The sequence below is a fragment of the Tritonibacter multivorans genome (genome assembly GCF_001458415.1).
GTDB lineage: Bacteria > Pseudomonadota > Alphaproteobacteria > Rhodobacterales > Rhodobacteraceae > Epibacterium > Epibacterium multivorans.
This window is the reverse complement of record NZ_CYSD01000020.1, coordinates 1-17,407: the sequence shown is the minus strand read 5'-3', so window position 1 is coordinate 17,407 and position 17,407 is coordinate 1. Positions and strand designations below refer to the sequence as shown.

The 17,407-nt window shown below is 56.0% G+C and carries 29 protein-coding genes; 2 read left to right on the top strand and 27 right to left on the bottom strand.

The window, feature by feature from the left end; translation table 11 throughout:
- Positions 1-81: 81 nt before the first annotated feature.
- From rplR to TRM7557_RS06770, 14 genes are all read right to left on the bottom strand, one after another.
- Complete coding sequence (gene rplR / locus TRM7557_RS06840) at positions 82-441, bottom strand: 50S ribosomal protein L18 (protein WP_058289479.1); 360 nt, start codon at positions 439-441, stop codon at positions 82-84.
- Positions 442-452: 11 nt separating this feature from the next.
- Positions 453-986, bottom strand: coding sequence for a 50S ribosomal protein L6 (rplF, locus tag TRM7557_RS06835; RefSeq protein ID WP_058289478.1), 534 nt, complete (start codon positions 984-986; stop codon positions 453-455).
- Between the two features lie 15 nt (positions 987-1,001).
- Positions 1,002-1,394, bottom strand: a complete 393-nt coding sequence (rpsH, locus tag TRM7557_RS06830; RefSeq protein ID WP_058289477.1) for a 30S ribosomal protein S8 — start codon at positions 1,392-1,394, stop codon at positions 1,002-1,004.
- A gap of 12 nt (positions 1,395-1,406) precedes the next feature.
- Positions 1,407-1,712 (bottom strand): 30S ribosomal protein S14, encoded by a 306-nt coding sequence (gene rpsN, locus TRM7557_RS06825; RefSeq protein WP_058289476.1) that lies wholly within the window; start codon positions 1,710-1,712, stop codon positions 1,407-1,409.
- Between the two features lie 19 nt (positions 1,713-1,731).
- The gene (rplE, locus tag TRM7557_RS06820; RefSeq protein ID WP_058289475.1) at positions 1,732-2,295 is read right to left on the bottom strand and encodes a 50S ribosomal protein L5; all 564 of its coding nucleotides are present in this window, start codon (positions 2,293-2,295) and stop codon (positions 1,732-1,734) included.
- Positions 2,295-2,600 (bottom strand): 50S ribosomal protein L24, encoded by a 306-nt coding sequence (rplX, locus tag TRM7557_RS06815; RefSeq protein ID WP_058289474.1) that lies wholly within the window; start codon positions 2,598-2,600, stop codon positions 2,295-2,297. Before rplX ends, rplE begins: the two co-directional genes overlap by 1 nt.
- Before the next feature lie 2 nt (positions 2,601-2,602).
- Positions 2,603-2,971 carry a 50S ribosomal protein L14 gene (rplN, locus tag TRM7557_RS06810; RefSeq protein WP_058289473.1) on the bottom strand — a complete coding sequence of 123 codons (369 nt, stop codon included), beginning with the start codon at positions 2,969-2,971 and terminating at the stop codon, positions 2,603-2,605.
- A 102-nt stretch (positions 2,972-3,073) separates the two neighbouring features.
- Positions 3,074-3,304 carry a 30S ribosomal protein S17 gene (rpsQ, locus tag TRM7557_RS06805; protein ID WP_058289472.1) on the bottom strand — a complete coding sequence of 77 codons (231 nt, stop codon included), beginning with the start codon at positions 3,302-3,304 and terminating at the stop codon, positions 3,074-3,076.
- Between the two features lie 12 nt (positions 3,305-3,316).
- Complete coding sequence (gene rpmC, locus TRM7557_RS06800; RefSeq protein WP_058289471.1) at positions 3,317-3,517, bottom strand: 50S ribosomal protein L29; 201 nt, start codon at positions 3,515-3,517, stop codon at positions 3,317-3,319.
- Between the two features lie 213 nt (positions 3,518-3,730).
- Positions 3,731-4,549, bottom strand: coding sequence for a type II toxin-antitoxin system death-on-curing family toxin (locus tag TRM7557_RS06795; RefSeq protein ID WP_207382632.1), 819 nt, complete (start codon positions 4,547-4,549; stop codon positions 3,731-3,733).
- A gap of 131 nt (positions 4,550-4,680) precedes the next feature.
- Entirely contained in the window at positions 4,681-5,559 is an 879-nt protein-coding gene (locus TRM7557_RS06790) for an alpha/beta hydrolase family protein (RefSeq protein WP_074942053.1), read from the bottom strand.
- A 256-nt stretch (positions 5,560-5,815) separates the two neighbouring features.
- Complete coding sequence (locus TRM7557_RS06780; RefSeq protein ID WP_058289467.1) at positions 5,816-6,436, bottom strand: TIGR02466 family protein; 621 nt, start codon at positions 6,434-6,436, stop codon at positions 5,816-5,818.
- Between the two features lie 115 nt (positions 6,437-6,551).
- Positions 6,552-7,535, bottom strand: a complete 984-nt coding sequence (locus TRM7557_RS06775) for an NAD(P)H-binding protein (protein WP_058289466.1) — start codon at positions 7,533-7,535, stop codon at positions 6,552-6,554.
- Between the two features lie 184 nt (positions 7,536-7,719).
- Positions 7,720-8,445, bottom strand: coding sequence for a substrate-binding periplasmic protein (locus tag TRM7557_RS06770; RefSeq protein WP_058289465.1), 726 nt, complete (start codon positions 8,443-8,445; stop codon positions 7,720-7,722).
- Positions 8,446-8,709: 264 nt separating this feature from the next.
- Here TRM7557_RS06770 and TRM7557_RS06765 point away from each other — a divergent pair, with 264 nt between their 5' ends.
- Positions 8,710-9,054, top strand: a complete 345-nt coding sequence (locus TRM7557_RS06765; RefSeq protein WP_058289464.1) for a hypothetical protein — start codon at positions 8,710-8,712, stop codon at positions 9,052-9,054.
- Positions 9,055-9,284: 230 nt separating this feature from the next.
- Here the strand turns inward: TRM7557_RS06765 and rplP are convergent, their stop codons facing one another.
- The 12 genes from rplP to rpsJ form a co-directional block, all read right to left on the bottom strand.
- On the bottom strand, positions 9,285-9,698 hold the full coding sequence (rplP, locus tag TRM7557_RS06760; protein WP_058289463.1) for a 50S ribosomal protein L16: 414 nt from the start codon (positions 9,696-9,698) through the stop codon (positions 9,285-9,287).
- Positions 9,699-9,710: 12 nt separating this feature from the next.
- Positions 9,711-10,430, bottom strand: coding sequence for a 30S ribosomal protein S3 (rpsC, locus tag TRM7557_RS06755; RefSeq protein WP_058289462.1), 720 nt, complete (start codon positions 10,428-10,430; stop codon positions 9,711-9,713).
- Positions 10,430-10,810: a 50S ribosomal protein L22 gene (rplV, locus tag TRM7557_RS06750; RefSeq protein WP_058289461.1), complete on the bottom strand. Its 381-nt coding sequence runs from the start codon at positions 10,808-10,810 to the stop codon at positions 10,430-10,432. The genes rpsC and rplV overlap by 1 nt, the downstream gene beginning before the upstream one ends.
- A gap of 3 nt (positions 10,811-10,813) precedes the next feature.
- A complete protein-coding gene (gene rpsS, locus TRM7557_RS06745) occupies positions 10,814-11,092 on the bottom strand; it encodes a 30S ribosomal protein S19 (RefSeq protein WP_058289460.1) in 279 nt (92 codons plus the stop codon).
- A gap of 3 nt (positions 11,093-11,095) precedes the next feature.
- Entirely contained in the window at positions 11,096-11,938 is an 843-nt protein-coding gene (gene rplB, locus TRM7557_RS06740; RefSeq protein WP_058289459.1) for a 50S ribosomal protein L2, read from the bottom strand.
- A gap of 283 nt (positions 11,939-12,221) precedes the next feature.
- Positions 12,222-12,767, bottom strand: a complete 546-nt coding sequence (locus TRM7557_RS19830; protein ID WP_165592424.1) for a hypothetical protein — start codon at positions 12,765-12,767, stop codon at positions 12,222-12,224.
- Positions 12,768-13,037: 270 nt separating this feature from the next.
- The gene (locus tag TRM7557_RS06735; RefSeq protein WP_058289458.1) at positions 13,038-13,244 is read right to left on the bottom strand and encodes a cold-shock protein; all 207 of its coding nucleotides are present in this window, start codon (positions 13,242-13,244) and stop codon (positions 13,038-13,040) included.
- Between the two features lie 337 nt (positions 13,245-13,581).
- Positions 13,582-13,737: a hypothetical protein gene (locus tag TRM7557_RS20000; RefSeq protein ID WP_165592423.1), complete on the bottom strand. Its 156-nt coding sequence runs from the start codon at positions 13,735-13,737 to the stop codon at positions 13,582-13,584.
- A gap of 149 nt (positions 13,738-13,886) precedes the next feature.
- On the bottom strand, positions 13,887-14,183 hold the full coding sequence (locus tag TRM7557_RS06730; protein ID WP_058289457.1) for a 50S ribosomal protein L23: 297 nt from the start codon (positions 14,181-14,183) through the stop codon (positions 13,887-13,889).
- Positions 14,180-14,797, bottom strand: coding sequence for a 50S ribosomal protein L4 (gene rplD / locus TRM7557_RS06725; protein ID WP_058289456.1), 618 nt, complete (start codon positions 14,795-14,797; stop codon positions 14,180-14,182). The genes TRM7557_RS06730 and rplD overlap by 4 nt, the downstream gene beginning before the upstream one ends.
- Positions 14,794-15,498: a 50S ribosomal protein L3 gene (gene rplC, locus TRM7557_RS06720; RefSeq protein WP_058289568.1), complete on the bottom strand. Its 705-nt coding sequence runs from the start codon at positions 15,496-15,498 to the stop codon at positions 14,794-14,796. The genes rplD and rplC overlap by 4 nt, the downstream gene beginning before the upstream one ends.
- Positions 15,499-15,516: 18 nt before the next feature.
- Positions 15,517-15,831 carry a 30S ribosomal protein S10 gene (rpsJ, locus tag TRM7557_RS06715; RefSeq protein ID WP_058289455.1) on the bottom strand — a complete coding sequence of 105 codons (315 nt, stop codon included), beginning with the start codon at positions 15,829-15,831 and terminating at the stop codon, positions 15,517-15,519.
- 237 nt (positions 15,832-16,068) lie between these two features.
- Between rpsJ and TRM7557_RS06710 the strand changes: the two genes are divergently transcribed.
- Positions 16,069-17,163 (top strand): Fic family protein, encoded by a 1,095-nt coding sequence (locus tag TRM7557_RS06710; RefSeq protein ID WP_058289454.1) that lies wholly within the window; start codon positions 16,069-16,071, stop codon positions 17,161-17,163.
- A 121-nt stretch (positions 17,164-17,284) separates the two neighbouring features.
- On the opposite strand, the gene TRM7557_RS19555 is transcribed toward TRM7557_RS06710, so the two are convergent.
- Positions 17,285-17,407: EF-Tu C-terminal domain-related protein (locus TRM7557_RS19555; protein ID WP_459565660.1), on the bottom strand; the 123-nt coding region annotated here is incomplete at its 5' end.

Below are 17,407 nucleotides of genomic sequence, written 5' to 3'. Positions count from 1 at the left end.
CCCTCCCGGATCATCGGGCCTATGTTGCCATAGACCACATTATCAAGGGTGGGCGCCCCAAGGCTGGGACGCCCAAGATCCTTAGATCTTCAGACCACCTTCACGCGCAGCGTCGGCCAGAGCCTTCACTTTGCCGTGGAAGAGGAAGCCGCCGCGATCGAAGTATGCTGCTTCGACGCCAGCTGCCTTGGCACGTTCGGCAATCACCGCGCCGACCTTGGTCGCCGCTTCGATGTTGTTTTTGCCGACAAAGCCCAGATCCTTCTCGAGGGTCGAGGCCGCTGCCAGAGTCACGCCACGCACGTCGTCGATCAACTGAACAGAGATGTTCTTGTTCGAGCGGTGAACGGACAGACGCGGACGGCCTGCGTTCACTTTGCGGAGCTTGTTCCGGACGCGCAGGCGGCGCTTCAGAAACAGGGTACGTTTGCTGTTTGCCATTGTGTTCGTCCTTACTTCTTCTTGCCTTCTTTGCGGAAGATGAATTCGCCTTTGTAGCGGATCCCTTTGCCCTTGTAGGGCTCGGGACGGCGCCAATCGCGGATTTTCGCCGCAACTTCGCCAACCGCTTGAGCGTCTGCACCTTCCACAATGATTTCGGTCGGCTTCGGAGCGGTGATGGTGACACCTTCCGGAGCAGTGAAATCAACGTCGTGGCTGTAGCCGAGGTTCAGCTTCAGGGTGTTGCCCTGCATCTGAGCACGGTAACCAACACCTTGGATTTCAAGTTCTTTCTTGAAACCACCGGTGACACCTTGAACCATGTTCGCAACCATGGTGCGGGACATGCCCCACTGCTGGCGCGCGCGCTTGGATTTGCCGCGCGGCTCAACTTTTACCAGGTTGTCTTCAACGGTCAGAGTGACGTCGTCAGTTGCGGTGAAGGTCTGGGCGCCTTTCGGGCCCTTTACTTCGATGGACTGGCCGGAAACCGCAGCGGTAACACCGCTGGGCAGTTCGACCGGTTTTTTACCAATACGAGACATAGTGCGTAGGCCTCCTTAGAAGACGGTGCAGAGCACTTCGCCGCCAACGTTGGCAGCACGTGCTTTTGCGTCCGACATCACACCCTTGGGGGTGGAGACAATCGACACGCCCAGGCCCTGACGGACGGAGGGGATGTCATTTACGCCCATGTAAACGCGACGACCGGGTTTGGAAACCCGCTTCACTTCGCGGATAACCGGCTCGCCTTCGTAGTACTTCAGCGAGATTTCAATCGCCGGGTGGCCATTGGCGTCGGTGGATTTTTCGTAGCCGCGGATGTAGCCCTCGTCCTCGAGCACGTCCAGAACCCAGGCACGCAGCTTGGAAGCCGGTGTGGATACGGTGGACTTGCCGCGCATCTGAGAGTTGCGGATACGGGTGAGCATATCGCCGATAGGATCGTTCATATCAGTCTCTCCTTACCAGCTCGATTTCACCATACCGGGGATCTGGCCGTTGGAGCCCAGTTCCCGCAGCGCGATACGGCTGATCTTCAGCTTACGGTAGTAAGCGTGAGGACGGCCGGTCAGCTGGCAACGGTTGTGCAGACGGGTTGCCGACGAGTTACGCGGCAGTTTCGCCAGTTTCAGACGCGCTTTGAAGCGCTCTTCCATCGGGCGAGATTCGTCGTTTGCGATTTCTTTCAGCTCGGCGCGCTTGGCAGCGTATTTTGCAACCAGACGCTCGCGCTTCTTCTCGCGTTCGATCATGCTTTTCTTAGCCATGGTCTCTTCCTTCCCGCGATCAGCTGTTGAAGGGCATGTTGAAAGCTTTCAACAGTGCCTTAGCTTCAGCGTCGGTGTTTGCGTTGGTGGCAATTACGATGTCCATGCCCCAGGCTTCGTCGATCTTGTCGAAGTCGATTTCCGGGAACACCATGTGCTCTTTCAGACCCATGGCATAGTTGCCACGACCGTCGAAAGAAGTGCCAGAGACGCCACGGAAGTCGCGGATGCGGGGCATCGCGATGGTGATCAGACGATCGAGGAATTCGAACATCCGGTCGCCGCGCAGGGTCACTTTTGCACCCATCGGCATGCCTTCACGAACGCGGAAGCCAGCGATGGAGTTCTTTGCAACGGTGGTCAGAGCTTTCTGGCCCGCGATTGCGGTCAGGTCAGCCTGAGCAGACTTCGCTTTTTTGCTGTCTTTGACAGCCGCGCGGCCACAACCGATGTTGAGAACGATTTTCTCCAGCTTGGGGATCATCATCTCGTTTTTGTAGCCGAATTCCTCTTTCAGAGCACCACGGATGGTGTCTTTGTAGAGGGTCTTCAGACGCGGGGTGTAGGTTGCGTTATCCAGCATCAGACAGTCTCCCCGGTGGTCTTAGCGAAGCGCACTTTCTTGCCGTCTTCCTCGCGGAAGCCAACGCGGGTGGCTTTGCCTTTGGAGTCCAGCAGTGCCAGGTTCGACAGGTCGATCGGCAGAGCTTTGGGCAGACGGCCACCTTGGGCAGTCTGGGACTGACGGGTGTGGCGGATCGCCATGTTCACACCATCAACAACGGCTTTACCGGCTTTGGGGTCAACGGAGGCAATGGTGCCTTCTTTGCCCTTATCGCGGCCGGACAGAACTACAACTTTGTCGCCTTTACGGAGTTTAGCAGCCATAATTACAGCACCTCCGGAGCCAGAGAGATGATCTTCATGAAGTTTTTCGCGCGCAGTTCGCGAACAACCGGGCCGAAGATACGGGTGCCGACCGGCTCGCCGCTGTTGTTCAGGATAACAGCTGCGTTGCGGTCAAAACGGATTGCGGTGCCGTCTTCACGACGGACCTCTTTGGCGGTGCGCACGACGACGGCCTTACGGACGTCACCCTTTTTAACGCGACCGCGCGGGATGGCTTCTTTAACCGAGACAACGATAACGTCGCCTACGGAAGCGTATTTACGCTTGGAGCCACCCAGAACCTTGATGCACTGAACTCGGCGAGCGCCGGAGTTGTCAGCAACATCCAGATTTGTTTGCATCTGGATCATGTGGTTTCTCCCGACCTATGGGGCAGCGATGCGTTGCTGTGATCCCCCAGGGTTTCGACTGTGCTAAAAAGCCTAGTCGCCAGGAGCCTGAAAATCAGGCTCTTAGGCTTCCAGAACTTCCCAGCGTTTCGTTTTCGATTTCGGCGCGCATTCGATGATGCGTACAGAGTCGCCGACCTTGAAAGCGTTCTTTTCATCGTGAGCCCGGTATTTTTTGGACTTACGGATGGTTTTCTTCAGAACCGGGTGCGTGAAGCGACGTTCAACGGACACGGTTACGGTCTGTGCGTTTGCGTCGGAGGTCACGACGCCAGACAGGATACGTTTGGGCATTCGAGTAGCTCCTTATTCAGCCGCTGCTGCGGCTTTTTCGTTCAGGATGGTGTTCACACGGGCTGCGTTACGGCGCGCGTTGCGCACAGCAGCAGTGTTTTCCAGCTGACCGGTTGCCTGCTGAAAACGCAGGTTGAAGCTCTCTTTTTTCATGGAAGCAAGCAGCTCGCGGAGTTCATCCACGGTCTTCTCGCGAAGATCATTGGCGTTCATCGCCTTTGTTCCTTTTCCTTGGCACCAGAAGGCCCCTTATGACGGGTCACCTTGTGATCTGGTGGGTTATGTAACACGTGATCCCGAACAAGTCGGAAGCACGAAAAAAAATCATCGCCCAAAGGGATTCGCATGGCGAGTCCCAAGAGCGATGGGTTCCTTTAAGGGAAATTGCAAGCGGGGGCAAGGGAAAGTTGGCGTTGCGGAGAGGGGTCAAGTTTTTGCAAGTCGCCGCAAGACTCGCTTATACTTCTGAATAAAATCATCAGGTTTAGCTTCCACGCCATAGAAAAGTGTCGAATCCACCCCATCGTCATGTGACAAGCCCGCCTGCATTCTAACAGAACGAACTAGCTTCTTGCCAACAGTCCTTGAAGGAAAGTAGGGAATGTTGGCCACCTTTTTGGCCTCTCGGGCCGACACTTCTTTTAAACCAAACCACCCCTTCTTCGTCACAACTGTTTCGTACTTCACGACATCAACAGTATTGTTTTTATGGTTTTCGAAGTAGACATCGTGCGCCCGAAGAACCCTTTCAAATTCAGGGTACGACAGCGACCTTTCGCTCTTTTCGATGCGCCGAGTACGTCTTCGAATCCACGAGGCCATCTCTGATACTTCAGCATCAGAGTTATCATGATAAAGCGCCTTCTTTTTCTTCGGCAAAATGGAATGGTTAGCAACTCGGATCATGAAGGAATACAACACATCTTGGCTTGCACGATCGGTAAAAGTGTACCCATTTCGATCCAAGTGGCACATGAGCGCAACCAATGCCGTTCGCTTGTTGCCGTTGTGAAACGCGTGATTACAGCATACGCCGTAGCAAAGAGTAGCCGCGTTTTCGATAGGGTCGGCATACTTTAATGTGTCCCCCATACCGACTAGTTGTCGAGACAACGCTGAGTTCAAAAGGCCTTCATTTTTCACTCCCGGCGGAGAAATTGGGTCTTCCGACTCAATTGCGTCGTCTACCAAGCGTTCGTGGATTTCCATCACGTCCAACAATTCAAGCGTCTTAAGTTGTGACAAAAGTTCTCCTAGCCAACGGCAATAGTTCAATCAATGCTGCAAGCTATCGTACAAAGTCACAAAAAATTCAATCACATAAGATGGGATACCTCTTATTGCAGAACAGCGGTCTCCCACCCTTCTCCTGTTCTTCAATGCACCCCGTCAAAGAAGGCAATCGTCTCGCCGATCAGCGCGTCGAGCGTGGTGGACTCGCCAAAGATATTGAACACATGGTCCATATCCGCGGCCCACAGGCGTTCGGTGCCAGTGTGGGCCTCGATGTATTTCGGCCCGTTTTCCGGCAGCACGGCGGTGTCTTTGTCGCCTTGGGCCACCAACAGCGGGCCGGGATAGGCGGCGATCTCGGCCATGGGGTCAAAGGTGGCGACCTGATCGAAGAACGCGCCCTTCAGGTCCAGCTCTGCCCCCCACGGCAGGGTGAAGCCCAGGGTGGCATCTGCCTCGGCGGCGATGGCAGCTTCTACCGCCTCGGTTCCCAGAAGGTCGCTGAAGGTCTGCATCGGCGTGCCCACCGCGTTCCACAGCGCCACCGCGCGCGGGGTGCCAGAACGGCCCGCCACGGCTGAGGCCACCAGCCCGCCCTGGCTCCAGCCGATCACATAGATTTTTTCGCCCTGCACAGCCGCTGAGGTCGCCAGATACTCCAGCGCGGCAAGGCCATCGGCGATCTGGCCTTCGAACGTTGTGTCGGCAAAGGTCAGATCCGCAAGGCTTTCGCCCGATCCACGGAAATCAATCCGAAGCGAGGCATAGCCCGCATCGGCCAGTTTCGCGGCCGTATGGCCAAAGACGCCTGCGGGCACATGGTCGCTGGCCAATTCGTCACGCGCGCCGGTGAAGCCATGCAGCATCAGGACCACAGGCGCCGGGGCACCATCTGGGCGCATGAGCGTGCCCACGACCTCTTGCCCGCCGGACATAAGCGTGACGACCTCTTGCCGCCCGTCTGCGCATGCCACCGATGCTGTTCCCAGACCCAACACGGCCAATACTCCTGCAATTCGCATCTCTAAGACCCCCATTCCAAAGACCCGCCAGAATGCTGCGCGGTTTTGGACAAGCGATCAAGAGGGGCGTCAGATGGGGCGGAATGCAGCCGATCGCTACTAAGCGGGGCAAGGTCAATGGCGGTGCGGGGTCGCTTGGGCTCCGCCCGTTCGCCCCTCAATCGCTCCCCCGGAGCGATTGCCGCTTCGCGGCGCTGCTGGGGCTCCGCCCGTTCGCGAGCGAAACGCTCCCCCGGAGCGTTTCCGGGAAGCTCGCTCACTCCCACCGATAATTGAACGAAACAGAAATACGTTCTTCTTCGGCCATATTGAGCGGCACCTCGTGGCGGATGAAGCTTTCCCACAAGAGGACATCACCGACCTTGGGCGATTGATAAACAAAGGTCCGCAGTTCTTGGCGGCAGTCAGAATTGCGCGGCGGATGCGCCATCATCATCGCGTGGCGCGGATCTTCCAGCTTCAGCGCGGATGCGCCTTCCGGCATGGAGACATAGGTGGTGCCGGAAATCACCGAATGCGGGTGAATATGGCTGGCGTGGGTGCCGCCTTCGGGCAGGATATTGATCCACAGATCCTCGAGCACCAGCTTGCGGCCATCGAGGTTCAGTTCCAGATCCTCGGCAAAGGCGGCAACATGGGCGTCCAGACTGTCGACCAGATCCTTGAAGATCGGAAACCGCCACGGCAGATCGGTGAGCGAGGCATAGGACGTATAGCCGGGATAGCCGTGCTCCTCGCACCAGTCCTGGCCTGCCTCGTCATCCTCGGCAATGGCAATGCAGGAGTTCTCCATCTCCTGCGCATCGATTTTAGGGCCGTGCTCTGACAGGGAGGCACGATAAAGGCGGGTCACGAAGAGGGAATCAATCTGGGCCATAAAGGCGTTCTAGCGCAGGGCTGCCCCATAAGCGATCCCTCTTGCCGCCCCGCTCAGCCCCAGCAAAACGGGGGCCATCTTCCGACAGCCCCCGCTGATGTTTCAGGTCAACGGATCAGTCCGCAGCCGCAGACACCGCTTCCTTCATCGCATCCTCGCCCTTTTTCCAAAGGTTGCCCTGCCACAGCTCCTCAAGGCCGGTTTCACCCGAGGCCCCTTTGGTGGTCAGATAGTCAAAATAGGACGTCGGCTTGTGACCGGTGATATTATAGAAATCCGGGCTGCTGCGGGTGTAGAAGCCATTGGTCAGATACTCAAAGAATTCGGCGCGTGTGGCGCCAAAGTCGGCTTCGAACTGGGTCATGGATTGGGGGCGGTATTCAATGTCCTGCCCCATCGCGCGGCCCAGATCGGCCGCGATTTCCGCCATCGACTGCGGCACCGGGCCGGTGATGTCGTAGAATTTGTTGCCGTGACGCACGGGCCCTTCGGTCAGGACCACGGCGGCTGCTTCGGCGATGTCGCGGGTGGCCACAAAGGAATTGCGGATATTGCCCAGTGGATTGCTGAACCAGCCCTCGTCGCGGATGGTGTCGCAATCAGTTTTCAGCAGGTGGTTCATAAAGAAGTTATTGCGCAGCGCGGTCACCGTGAGGCCCGCATCAATCAGCGCCTTTTCGCCCCACCAGTAGTGCTGCAGCATCAGCGGGATCGCCGCCCCCTCGCGCGAGGCATGGGTGTCCGCCTCATAGGACGCAGTATTGGTATCCGCCCCCATGCAGCTGACGCGCACCACATGTTTGATCTGCGCAGTGCGATTGCCCAGTTCCTTGCAGAAAGCCAGATGCCCTTCCAGCATCGGATCGAGAGAGGCCGAATAGATTGCACTGACCCCGTCCAGCGCTGCATCCCATGTCGTGGCATCCGAGAGGTCAAATTTCACCACCTCATCCGCCCCAAGCGCCTTGAGGAGGTCCACTTTGCTGTCGCTGAAGTAACAGGCGCGCACGGTGAAGGTGCCGGCCTGCGACAGGCGCGCGACCAGTTCCCGGCCAATACGGCCAGTGGCGGATGTCACCAGAACGGTTTCTTTGGTCATTGTCGAAATCCTCTCCTCAGAGCTCAGTCTTGGCCCTGCCCTAACAGCCAAGCGGCCCCTCTTCCCAAACCATTTGCGACAGAAAACCGAGGGAAATGCCCGCAAGACCAAAAAACCCCCGCCGGTTGCCGGGCGGGGGCTTTGTGGCACCTCGGAAAACCGGGATGCGGATCAAAGGCGCGGATCAGTTGTATTTGGCCTGGATGTCCGCCTGAGTGCCATCGTCGATCATCGACTGCAGCGCCGCCTGCAGGCTGGCGACCACGGCCGAATCGGTGGATTTGCTGCAGGCCACCGACATAATGGTCTCTGACAGGACCAGCACCTCTTCAATCTCGACACCCGCCGCGATCGAGGCCTCAAAGAAAGACTGCGAGGTGACCATCAGATCAATACGACCCGCGAGCAGCTTCTTGATCGTGGTTTCCGGGGTCGGCGACAGGTCCACTTTGCCAAAGCCGTTTTCTTCCAGAACACCGACGGTGTAGTCGCCGGTCTGTGTACCAGTGCGCAGTGCCGCAGCTGCGGCCACATCCGCCACAGCCACATCGCTGCCCTTGGCTTTGACCAGCACAGTGCGATCCGCAGCAAGCGGTTCGACCCATTGGAAGTTCGGATCGCGTTCGGCCGTGTGGGTGGTGGAGAACACGCAGGTGTCGGGCTTCTTTTCCGCCAGATTGATCGCACGGGACCACTGGGTCAGCTCCATATCGTAAGCCACGCCCGCACGGGACATCATTTCAACCACCTGATCGGCGCCAAGGCCAACGATCTGGCCGCCCTGTTCAAAGTTCAGCGGCGCGTAGTCTTCGGTCAAGAGCTTCAGCTCCACGGCAGAAGCAGAAGTGGCCAGTGCGATCACACAGGCGGCAGAGGCAACACAGGATTTCAGAGCTGCAAAGGTCTTCATTGTTTTGAACTTCCCTAAGGTCATTGATGGCCCGGAGATTGGATCCGAAACCCTAAGGGAAGGTTGCGAATTCCGAAAAATCAAAACGGGATCGTTAAACTTGGAAGCTTTGCGCCCTGAACTGCCGGCCACGTTTCCAACAGTTGCTTTCAATACTGACGCAGCTCGATAGAGGGCCCAAGAAATGTTTAAAGCTCATTATAATGTCTCGTGCGGGAACGCAGGAACCAACTGCAACGCAGAATTCACTGTTCAGAGGATGGAATGAAAAAAGAATACACTGACAATATTATTGAACATGCTTTCTACGGGATCGAGGAGAATATACCTGCTGATCGAACGGTTGTTGTGACCTTGCGGGACCTGATGAAGGTTCATGCAGCCCTTCAGGAATTGAACCAATTCTTCCATCAACCCAGCCACATGCAAACACTCGAAGACGTTGAGACCTATTTGGGCTCTCTTGAGACCAATGGCGCCTTCAAACTTATAACTATGGCGCGTTGCGACATCATGGGGAATATGTTGCCAGATGACTTGGACGCTTTGGTTGATCAGGGCGTTTTCGATCCACCGAACGCCCCCTACTATTTTGAAGACAAGGGCTGATTTCAGCTAGTCTCGAAGGCCGCGTTTAATCTCAGGCCACATCGTGAAATCGCAAAGTATAGTGAACGTGTAAGCTGTGCGACAGGCTCACGCCCCCCCGCGACCCTCACTTCATCTTTTCCAAAATATCCCGGGGGTTTGGGGGCTGGCCCCCAACCACGACGCCCTCACAAAAGAAAACCCCCGCCAGTTGCCTGACGGGGGTCTTTATTTTTTCCGAAAAGCTGGGATTACCAGTCTTCGCGCACCACAACGCGGGTTTTCACCGGCAGTTTCATGGCAGCGAGACGCAGCGCTTCACGGGCGATATCTTCGGCAACGCCGTCGATTTCGAACATGACGCGGCCCGGCTTCACTTTGCAGGCCCAAAAGTCCACGGAACCTTTACCTTTACCCATACGAACTTCGACGGGCTTGGAGGTTACGGGAACGTCAGGGAAGATACGGATCCATACGCGGCCCTGACGCTTCATGTGACGCGTCATTGCACGACGTGCAGCTTCGATCTGACGGGCAGTCACACGCTCGGGTGTGGTTGCCTTGAGGCCGTAGGTGCCAAAGTTCAGATCAGAGCCACCTTTGGCTTCGCCCTTGATCCGGCCTTTGAACATCTTACGGAATTTAGTGCGCTTTGGCTGAAGCATGTCGCGTTCTCCTTAGCGGTCGCCACGACGGTTGCCGCCTGCACCGCGAGGTGCCGGGCCGTCTTGGACTTCCTGGGATTTGCGGTCACGCGCTTGCGGATCATTTTCCATGATCTCGCCTTTGAAGATCCATGTCTTGATCCCGATGATACCATAGGGGGTCATGGCTTCAGAGTGCGCGTAGTCGATGTCGGCGCGCAGGGTGTGCAGGGGCACACGACCTTCGCGGTACCATTCGGTACGAGCGATTTCAGCGCCACCCAGACGGCCTGCGATGTTCACCCGGATACCCTGGGCGCCCATGCGCATTGCGTTCTGAACGGCACGCTTCATCGCACGACGGAAGGAAACACGGCGTTCCAGCTGCTGAGCAATGGACTCACCAACCAGCTGTGCGTCCAGTTCCGGCTTGCGGACTTCGACGATGTTCAGGTGCAGCTCGGAGGTGGTCATCGCAGCGACTTTCTTGCGCAGAACTTCAATGTCTGCACCTTTCTTGCCGATGATGACGCCCGGACGCGCGGTGTGAATGGTCACACGGCACTTCTTGTGGGGGCGTTCGATGATCACACGGGCGATGCCCGCTTGCTTGCACTCGTCCTTGATGAACTCGCGGATCTTGATGTCCTCAAGCAGCAGGTCACCATAGTCTTTGGTGTCTGCGTACCAGCGGCTGTCCCAAGTGCGGTTGATCTGCAGGCGCATGCCAACCGGATTGACCTTATGTCCCATTAGGCTTGCTCCTCGACTTGACGCACCGTGATGGTGAGCTCAGAGAACGGTTTCAGGATCTTGCCGAAACGGCCACGTGCCCGCGGACGACCGCGTTTCATGACCATGTTCTTGCCAACCCATGCCTCGGCGACGATCAGAGAATCGACGTCCAGGTTGTGGTTGTTTTCGGCGTTCGCGATGGCGGACTGAAGGCACTTCTTCACGTCCTGAGCAATCCGCTTGTTGGAGAAAGTCAGGTCGGTCAGAGCCTTCTCAACTTTCTTGCCACGGATCATCTGAGCCACCAGGTTCAGTTTCTGCGGGGAGGTCCGGAGCATGCGCACTTTGGCCATTGCTTCGTTGTCTGCCACGCGGCGGGGATTCTTTTCCTTACCCATGACTTACTTCCGCTTCGCTTTTTTGTCTGCTGCGTGACCGTAATAGGTCCGAGTCGGTGCATACTCACCGAACTTCTGACCGATCATGTCCTCAGAGACGTTGACGGGAATGTGCTTCTGGCCGTTGTACACACCAAAGGTCAGACCCACGAACTGGGGCAGAATGGTGGAACGACGGGACCAGATTTTGATCACTTCGTTTTTGCCAGATTCGCGAACAGCTTCGGCTTTTTTCAGCACGTAAGCGTCAACGAAAGGGCCTTTCCATACAGAGCGAGACATAGATTAACGCCCTTTCTTCTTGGCGTGACGCGAGCGGATGATGAGCTTTTGCGACGCTTTGTTGGTATTGCGGGTGCGCTTACCTTTGGTCGGTTTACCCCAGGGGGTTACCGGGTGACGACCACCAGAGGTACGACCTTCACCACCACCGTGCGGGTGATCGATCGGGTTCATAACCACACCACGAACGGACGGACGCTTGCCTTTGTGGCGCATACGACCGGCTTTACCGTAGTTCTGGTTGGAGTTGTCCGGGTTGGAAACCGCACCAACGGTGGCGATGCATTCCTGACGGACCATGCGCAGTTCGCCCGAGGACAGGCGGATCTGAGCGTAGCCACCGTCACGACCAACGAACTGAGCATAAGTACCAGCGGCACGAGCGATCTGGCCGCCTTTGCCCGGTTTCAGTTCGATGTTGTGTACGATGGTACCGATCGGCATGCCCGAGAACGGCATTGCGTTGCCCGGTTTGATGTCGGCCTTTGCGGAGGCGATGACCTGATCACCAACTGCCAGACGCTGCGGAGCGAGGATGTAAGCCTGCTCGCCATCGTCATACTTTACCAGTGCGATAAAGGCAGTACGGTTGGGGTCATATTCAATGCGCTCGACGGTCGCGGCGACATCAAATTTGTTCCGTTTGAAGTCAACGATCCGGTAAAGACGCTTTGCGCCACCACCACGGCGGCGAGAAGTGATCCGTCCGGTGTTGTTCCGGCCGCCCGATTTGGTCAGACCCTCAGTGAGAGACTTGACCGGACGCCCTTTCCAAAGCTCCGAACGGTCGATCAGAACCAGCCCACGCTGGCCCGGCGTAGTCGGCTTATACGACTTAAGTGCCATGCTTTCTGTCTTCCGTTTAGCGTGCGAGCCCTTAGGTTTTTGTCTTTGGACCCGCTATGTGAAAGCCCCCTGCCCCGCGCCATCCCGGTGTTCTGGGTGTTGACGTAGTCGGTTCAGGTGACCGATTTGATAGGGCCCCGAAGGTCCCTCATTTCCAAAAATCATGAGCCCCGGAACGAATCCGAGGCTGCAAGATGCGCGGGACATATCAGAGTCGCGGGGGGGAGGCAATGGAGTGTTTGAAACCACCAAGACAAATCGGCTTGTTATGCCAGAAAAATATCTAAGGCTCTCCTACTAGAAAATTCTCGGCATCCGCAAAGTAGCAAGTTTTACTTGAGAACTTCGGAAGCGCCAGAACACCCTGTTTGCTTTTTAATTTCATGGATTCTGCGTTGACACCAACTGGACAGGGCGGAATGGAAACGGCTCTGTATCCCTTTCTTGCCACACACTGCGCACGCGCCTTCGCTCTCAAGCTACTATTGACATCGATCGTATAAGTGTCGCCACCAATTGTCTGGCCGCCATAGGAATTGCAGGAAACGTAGTATCCTGAACCGCTGCAGTAAGTATTCACAGGAGTAGTGTAAGCAGGTGTTGTTCGGACTTGCAGATTCTGAGGCACTCGCTGCGAAGCCTCGATCTGGCAATCAAGAACGTCTCTGTCAATTTCGTCGGATGTGGCGCCATTCTTGTAATGGTCAAAGACCAATGGCTTTCGAGCTTCGTACAGTTGAGCAGGCGATCGCTGCACATCACATGCACTCAACATGCCTGCAGCAAGACAAACTAAAAAAATCGAAAGCTTCAATTTAGCTTCTCCCAAATACTAAAAATATTAGTTTCCAACAACATGGTCACAAAAAACCACTGGCATGCAACCCTTAGCGGATCTGTAAACGAATTTCCACATTTGACATCAACTTCAGGCAAAGGCGCGTCGCCCCCCCCAGACTCAGCTTCTCTGCCCTCTGTGGCTTACGTTTCGCGTGGCTAAACGCCGAAATAAACACGCAAAAGCCCCCCGCAGTTGGCGAGGGGCTTTCTCAATTCTCAAGCACCACCAGACGTGCCGGTGGCCATCACCTAGGGATCCTTAGATCAGTTCCAGGTTGATCGCGCTTTCGCGGCCGTCACGGCCCGCTTGCAGCTCGTAGTTTACTTTCTGATTGTCCGCCAGGCCGGTCAGGCCGGAACGCTCAACCGCAGAGATGTGAACAAAGACGTCTTTGCCGCCATCTTCGGGAGCAATAAAGCCAAAACCTTTGGTAGAGTTGAACCATTTCACGGTGCCAGTAGCCATTCCGCAATTCCTTTTGTTGAGAGCTGTCCGCAGGATGCGACAGCTGGGGCCGCGTCGTGGCAACATCGAGATCCGTTGACGTGAAGGCCAGAAAAGAATCGAGAAACGGTAACGTAGCATCCATGACATGAAGCTATTCCCCCGCCGGGTCAATGACATTCCCATCAACAATTGAAAAGGACGCCAAAATGGTCGCCTCTGCCACACTGACGTGGCGACCGCAGCCGCCCGCGTACTGTCCAGAGGCGGGCCAGACGCGGCCCATAGATCGGCCAGGGATCGGCCAGAGACGGGCCAAGAGTAGGCAGGCGCAGGTCACGCGGGAGAAACCCCGTGCCTACTGTGACGCGGTCGCTGACGCCTCCGTATAGGCGCCTGCCAGCGGGTCCATGGTCTGCGGCCCCTCACGGACCGAATTCTGAACCCGGCCACAGCCCAGCAAGGCCGTCGAGACCACAACCACCAAAATCACCGAAGACGCCGTTTTCCACATAAGCCCACCCCATCGTTAACAAACCTTAACACAGCCCAAAGCCGGGCCCTCGTGACTATAGCATAAAGCGGCGGGTACAGTGGCACGGACATGAAAAAAGCCCCCCGCGAAGTGCGAGGGGCTTTCTTAAATTGTCAGAGAGGCAAATCTCAGAGACCGGTGGTCACGTCGATTGTGTTGCCTTCTTCCAGGGTCACATAGGCTTTTTTCACGTCGCGGCGCTTACCCAGCGTGCCGCGGAAACGCTTCACTTTACCTTTGGTGACGGTGGTGTTGACCGCTTTGACCTTCACACCAAAGAGCGCTTCAACAGCTTCTTTGATCTGGGGTTTGTTGGAGTCGATCGCAACTTCGAAAACCACGGCGCCATTTTCAGATGCCATTGTGGATTTCTCGGTGATGATCGGCTTGCGGATCACGTCGTAGTGTTCTGCCTTCGCGCTCATTTCAGGCGAGCCTCCAGTGCTTCGACACCTGCTTTGGTGATCACCAGGGTGTCACGCTTCAGGATGTCATAGACGTTTGCGCCCATTGTCGGCAGGATATCCAGACCTTCAATATTTTTGGACGCTTTGAGGAAGTCAGCGTTCACGGATGCACCGTCGATGATCAGCGCGCGTTTCCAGCCCAGGTTTTTCACCTGTTTGGCCAGAGCAGCGGTTTTGCCTTCGGCAGCTGCGTCTTCGATGATGACCAGTTCACCCGCTTTAGCTTTTGCGGACAGCGCGTGGCGCAGGCCCAGCTTGCGGAACTTCTTCGGCAGGTCGTGGCCGTGCGAACGCGGGGTCGGACCTTTGTAGATACCACCTTTACGGAAGATCGGCGCGTTACGGTCACCGTGACGTGCGCCACCGGTGCCTTTTTGGCGATAAATCTTCTTGGTCGAGTAGGAGGTCTCGGAGCGGGTCAGAACCTTGTGGGTGCCGGCTTGTGCGTTGTTACGCTGCCAACGGACCACACGGTGCAGGATGTCCGCACGCGGCTCCAGGCCGAACAGCTCTTCAGAGAGTTCGATGTCGCCTGCAACGCCGCCGTCCAGTTTGATCACGTCAAGTTTCATGCTTCACCACCTTCCGCGGCTACTTCCGCAGTTTTCACGGCAGCCGGGAACGGCAGACCTTCGGGAGCTTTCTTCTTCACGGCGTCTTTGACGGTAACCCAGCCGGATTTCGGACCAGGTACGGCGCCTTTGATGAAGACCAGACCGCGTTCGGCGTCGGTTTTCACGACTTCCAGGTTCTGGGTGGTTACACGGGCTGCACCCATGTGACCGGCCATCTTCTTACCTTTGAAGACGCGACCCGGATCCTGACACTGACCGGTGGAACCGTGGGAGCGGTGAGAGATCGACACACCGTGGGTAGCGCGCAGACCACCGAAGTTGTGACGCTTCATTGCACCCGCGAAACCTTTACCAATGGAGGTACCGGTGACGTCCACTTTCTGACCTGCCAGGAAGTGTTCGGCAGAGATTTCTGCACCAACTTCGATCAGGCCTTCAGCGGGAACGCGGAATTCGACCAGCTTACGCTTGGGCTCAACTTTTGCGGCTGCAAAGTGACCGCGCAGTGCCTGAGACACGCGCTTTACTTTTGCGGAACCGGCGCCGAGCTGAACAGCGGTGTAGCCGTCCTTTTCCTCGGTGCGCTGAGCGACAACCTGCAGGCCGTCCAGCGAAAGAACGGTCACAGGGATCTGCTTGCCGTCTTCCAGGAACAAGCGGGTCATGCCCACTTTTTTTGCGATAATACCAGAGCGCATTTTCATTACCCTCCGATCTTACGACTGCAGCTTGATTTCGACGTCAACACCAGCGGCCAGGTCGAGCTTCATCAGCGCATCCACGGTCTGGGGTGTCGGGTCGACGATGTCGAGCATACGCTTGTGCGTACGGATCTCGAACTGATCGCGAGATTTCTTGTCAACGTGGGGGCCACGCAGAACGGTGAATTTTTCGATCTTGTTCGGAAGCGGGATCGGGCCACGAACCTGCGCGCCGGTGCGCTTTGCAGTGTTCACGATTTCCTGAGTGCTTGCGTCCAGCACACGGTAATCGAAAGCCTTCAGCCGAATGCGAATGTTTTGACTTTGCATTTCGTCAGCCTTTTATCGGCGTTAAGGTTGAGAGGAAGGCACCGTGACCACCACGAACCCTCATCGAACCCAAAAGGCGGGAATCACCCCGCCTTCGTCCCGCATCGCGGGATGGCGCTATCTACGCCTTATTCGGGGGTCTGGCAAGGGGGAAAGGCGGAACCAAGCCATGCAAAAAAAAAGCTTGTTTCTTTGCAGGCCCCCGTCGACACTTAAAGAAAACAGGATTTTCTTTGCATGTCGGAACGTTCATTAAAACAAACTTACAATATCCCTTCGCTTCCACCCAACTACAACTTCGACACCCTGCCAATTTTGAAGGCGCTGAACGCTGCGACGCGAGCGCTAGCGGAAGTCAAAGGGCGAGCCCCTGTCATACCCAATCAAGGCATTCTAATCGATACTCTGTCACTGCAAGAAGCAAAAGAGAGCTCGGAAATCGAAAACATCGTGACCACCAACGACGAGTTGTTCCGTGGCAGTGCGGATCGCGACACAGCCCTTAGCGGTCCCTCCAAAGAAGTGGCCGTATATCGGGACGCGCTTCGGCTCGGTTTCGAACATCTTTGTGAGAACGGTTTACTGACGAACAGGACGTTAATTGAGATGTTTCGCCTTTTGAAGAACCGCAGCGACGGCTTTCGGAAGTTGCCTGGCACCGGTCTTCAGAATAACTCTGGGGAAATTGTATACGTGCCGACGCAGGAAGCCGATCTTATAGACGCTCAAATGGCTGAACTAGAGATCTTCATCAATTCACCTTCTGAGCTCGACCCGCTAATAAGCATGGCAATCATTCACCATCAATTTGAAAGCATCCACCCGTTCCCGGACGGAAACGGGCGATTGGGGAGAATGCTCAACGTGCTCTACCTCACAAAGGAAGGGCTACTAGGGATACCAATCCTCTATATGAGCCGTGGTATAAACGAAACAAAATCAGACTATTATCGCCTCTTACAAGAAGTACGCGACACCGGGAATTGGGAAGACTGGGTCGTTTACATGCTCAATATTGTTACTCGCACGGCAAAACTGACTTTGGATCTGATAGAAGGCATCAGAATCGAGATGGCATTTTTCAAGGATCACATCCGAAGCGAACATCGAAAAATCTATTCTCAAGATCTTATCAACAACTTATTCCGCCATCCCTACACACGAATAGAATTCGTAATGGATGAGCTGGGCGTTTCAAGGCCCACAGCGACGAGTTACCTGGAAAAGCTCAGTGCCGACGAAAAGCTTCCACTGATGAAAATCGTAGAGGGCAGAAATAATTACTATGTGAACGTCGCCCTAGTCGAGCTACTTTCTGGAGAAAGCGATTAAACACGCAAAAAGGGCGCCCCGCGGGACGCCCTTTCTTTACTTGCCAGCGTGTTGCTGTCGGGACATTCGCGCCTGCCCTGAACCGGACTGTGGCGCAAATACCCTGTCGCAACCTCTAAGATCACTCGGTGATCTTGGAGACAACGCCCGCGCCAACGGTGCGGCCGCCTTCGCGGATCGCGAAGCGCAGACCGTCTTCCATTGCGATCGGTGCGATCAGTTCAACGTCGAACTTCAGGTTGTC

Coding starts and splice junctions, on each gene's coding strand:
- rplR (WP_058289479.1), bottom strand. CDS start 441: ATGGCAAACAGCAAACGTACCCTGTTTCTGAAGCGCCGCCTGCGCGTC.
- rplF (WP_058289478.1), bottom strand. CDS start 986: ATGTCTCGTATTGGTAAAAAACCGGTCGAACTGCCCAGCGGTGTTACC.
- rpsH (WP_058289477.1), bottom strand. CDS start 1,394: ATGAACGATCCTATCGGCGATATGCTCACCCGTATCCGCAACTCTCAG.
- rpsN (WP_058289476.1), bottom strand. CDS start 1,712: ATGGCTAAGAAAAGCATGATCGAACGCGAGAAGAAGCGCGAGCGTCTG.
- rplE (WP_058289475.1), bottom strand. CDS start 2,295: ATGCTGGATAACGCAACCTACACCCCGCGTCTGAAGACCCTCTACAAA.
- rplX (WP_058289474.1), bottom strand. CDS start 2,600: ATGGCTGCTAAACTCCGTAAAGGCGACAAAGTTGTAGTTCTGTCCGGC.
- rplN (WP_058289473.1), bottom strand. CDS start 2,971: ATGATCCAGATGCAAACAAATCTGGATGTTGCTGACAACTCCGGCGCT.
- rpsQ (WP_058289472.1), bottom strand. CDS start 3,304: ATGCCCAAACGTATCCTGTCTGGCGTCGTGACCTCCGACGCAAACGCA.
- rpmC (WP_058289471.1), bottom strand. CDS start 3,517: ATGAACGCCAATGATCTTCGCGAGAAGACCGTGGATGAACTCCGCGAG.
- TRM7557_RS06790 (WP_074942053.1), bottom strand. CDS start 5,559: ATGCGAATTGCAGGAGTATTGGCCGTGTTGGGTCTGGGAACAGCATCG.
- TRM7557_RS06780 (WP_058289467.1), bottom strand. CDS start 6,436: ATGGCCCAGATTGATTCCCTCTTCGTGACCCGCCTTTATCGTGCCTCC.
- TRM7557_RS06775 (WP_058289466.1), bottom strand. CDS start 7,535: ATGACCAAAGAAACCGTTCTGGTGACATCCGCCACTGGCCGTATTGGC.
- TRM7557_RS06770 (WP_058289465.1), bottom strand. CDS start 8,445: ATGAAGACCTTTGCAGCTCTGAAATCCTGTGTTGCCTCTGCCGCCTGT.
- TRM7557_RS06765 (WP_058289464.1), top strand. CDS start 8,710: ATGAAAAAAGAATACACTGACAATATTATTGAACATGCTTTCTACGGG.
- rplP (WP_058289463.1), bottom strand. CDS start 9,698: ATGCTTCAGCCAAAGCGCACTAAATTCCGTAAGATGTTCAAAGGCCGG.
- rpsC (WP_058289462.1), bottom strand. CDS start 10,430: ATGGGACATAAGGTCAATCCGGTTGGCATGCGCCTGCAGATCAACCGC.
- rplV (WP_058289461.1), bottom strand. CDS start 10,810: ATGGGTAAGGAAAAGAATCCCCGCCGCGTGGCAGACAACGAAGCAATG.
- rpsS (WP_058289460.1), bottom strand. CDS start 11,092: ATGTCTCGCTCTGTATGGAAAGGCCCTTTCGTTGACGCTTACGTGCTG.
- rplB (WP_058289459.1), bottom strand. CDS start 11,938: ATGGCACTTAAGTCGTATAAGCCGACTACGCCGGGCCAGCGTGGGCTG.
- TRM7557_RS06735 (WP_058289458.1), bottom strand. CDS start 13,244: ATGGCTACTGGCACCGTGAAATGGTTCAACTCTACCAAAGGTTTTGGC.
- TRM7557_RS20000 (WP_165592423.1), bottom strand. CDS start 13,737: ATGTGGAAAACGGCGTCTTCGGTGATTTTGGTGGTTGTGGTCTCGACG.
- TRM7557_RS06730 (WP_058289457.1), bottom strand. CDS start 14,183: ATGAGCGCGAAGGCAGAACACTACGACGTGATCCGCAAGCCGATCATC.
- rplD (WP_058289456.1), bottom strand. CDS start 14,797: ATGAAACTTGACGTGATCAAACTGGACGGCGGCGTTGCAGGCGACATC.
- rplC (WP_058289568.1), bottom strand. CDS start 15,498: ATGCGCTCTGGTATTATCGCAAAAAAAGTGGGCATGACCCGCTTGTTC.
- rpsJ (WP_058289455.1), bottom strand. CDS start 15,831: ATGCAAAGTCAAAACATTCGCATTCGGCTGAAGGCTTTCGATTACCGT.
- TRM7557_RS06710 (WP_058289454.1), top strand. CDS start 16,069: ATGTCGGAACGTTCATTAAAACAAACTTACAATATCCCTTCGCTTCCA.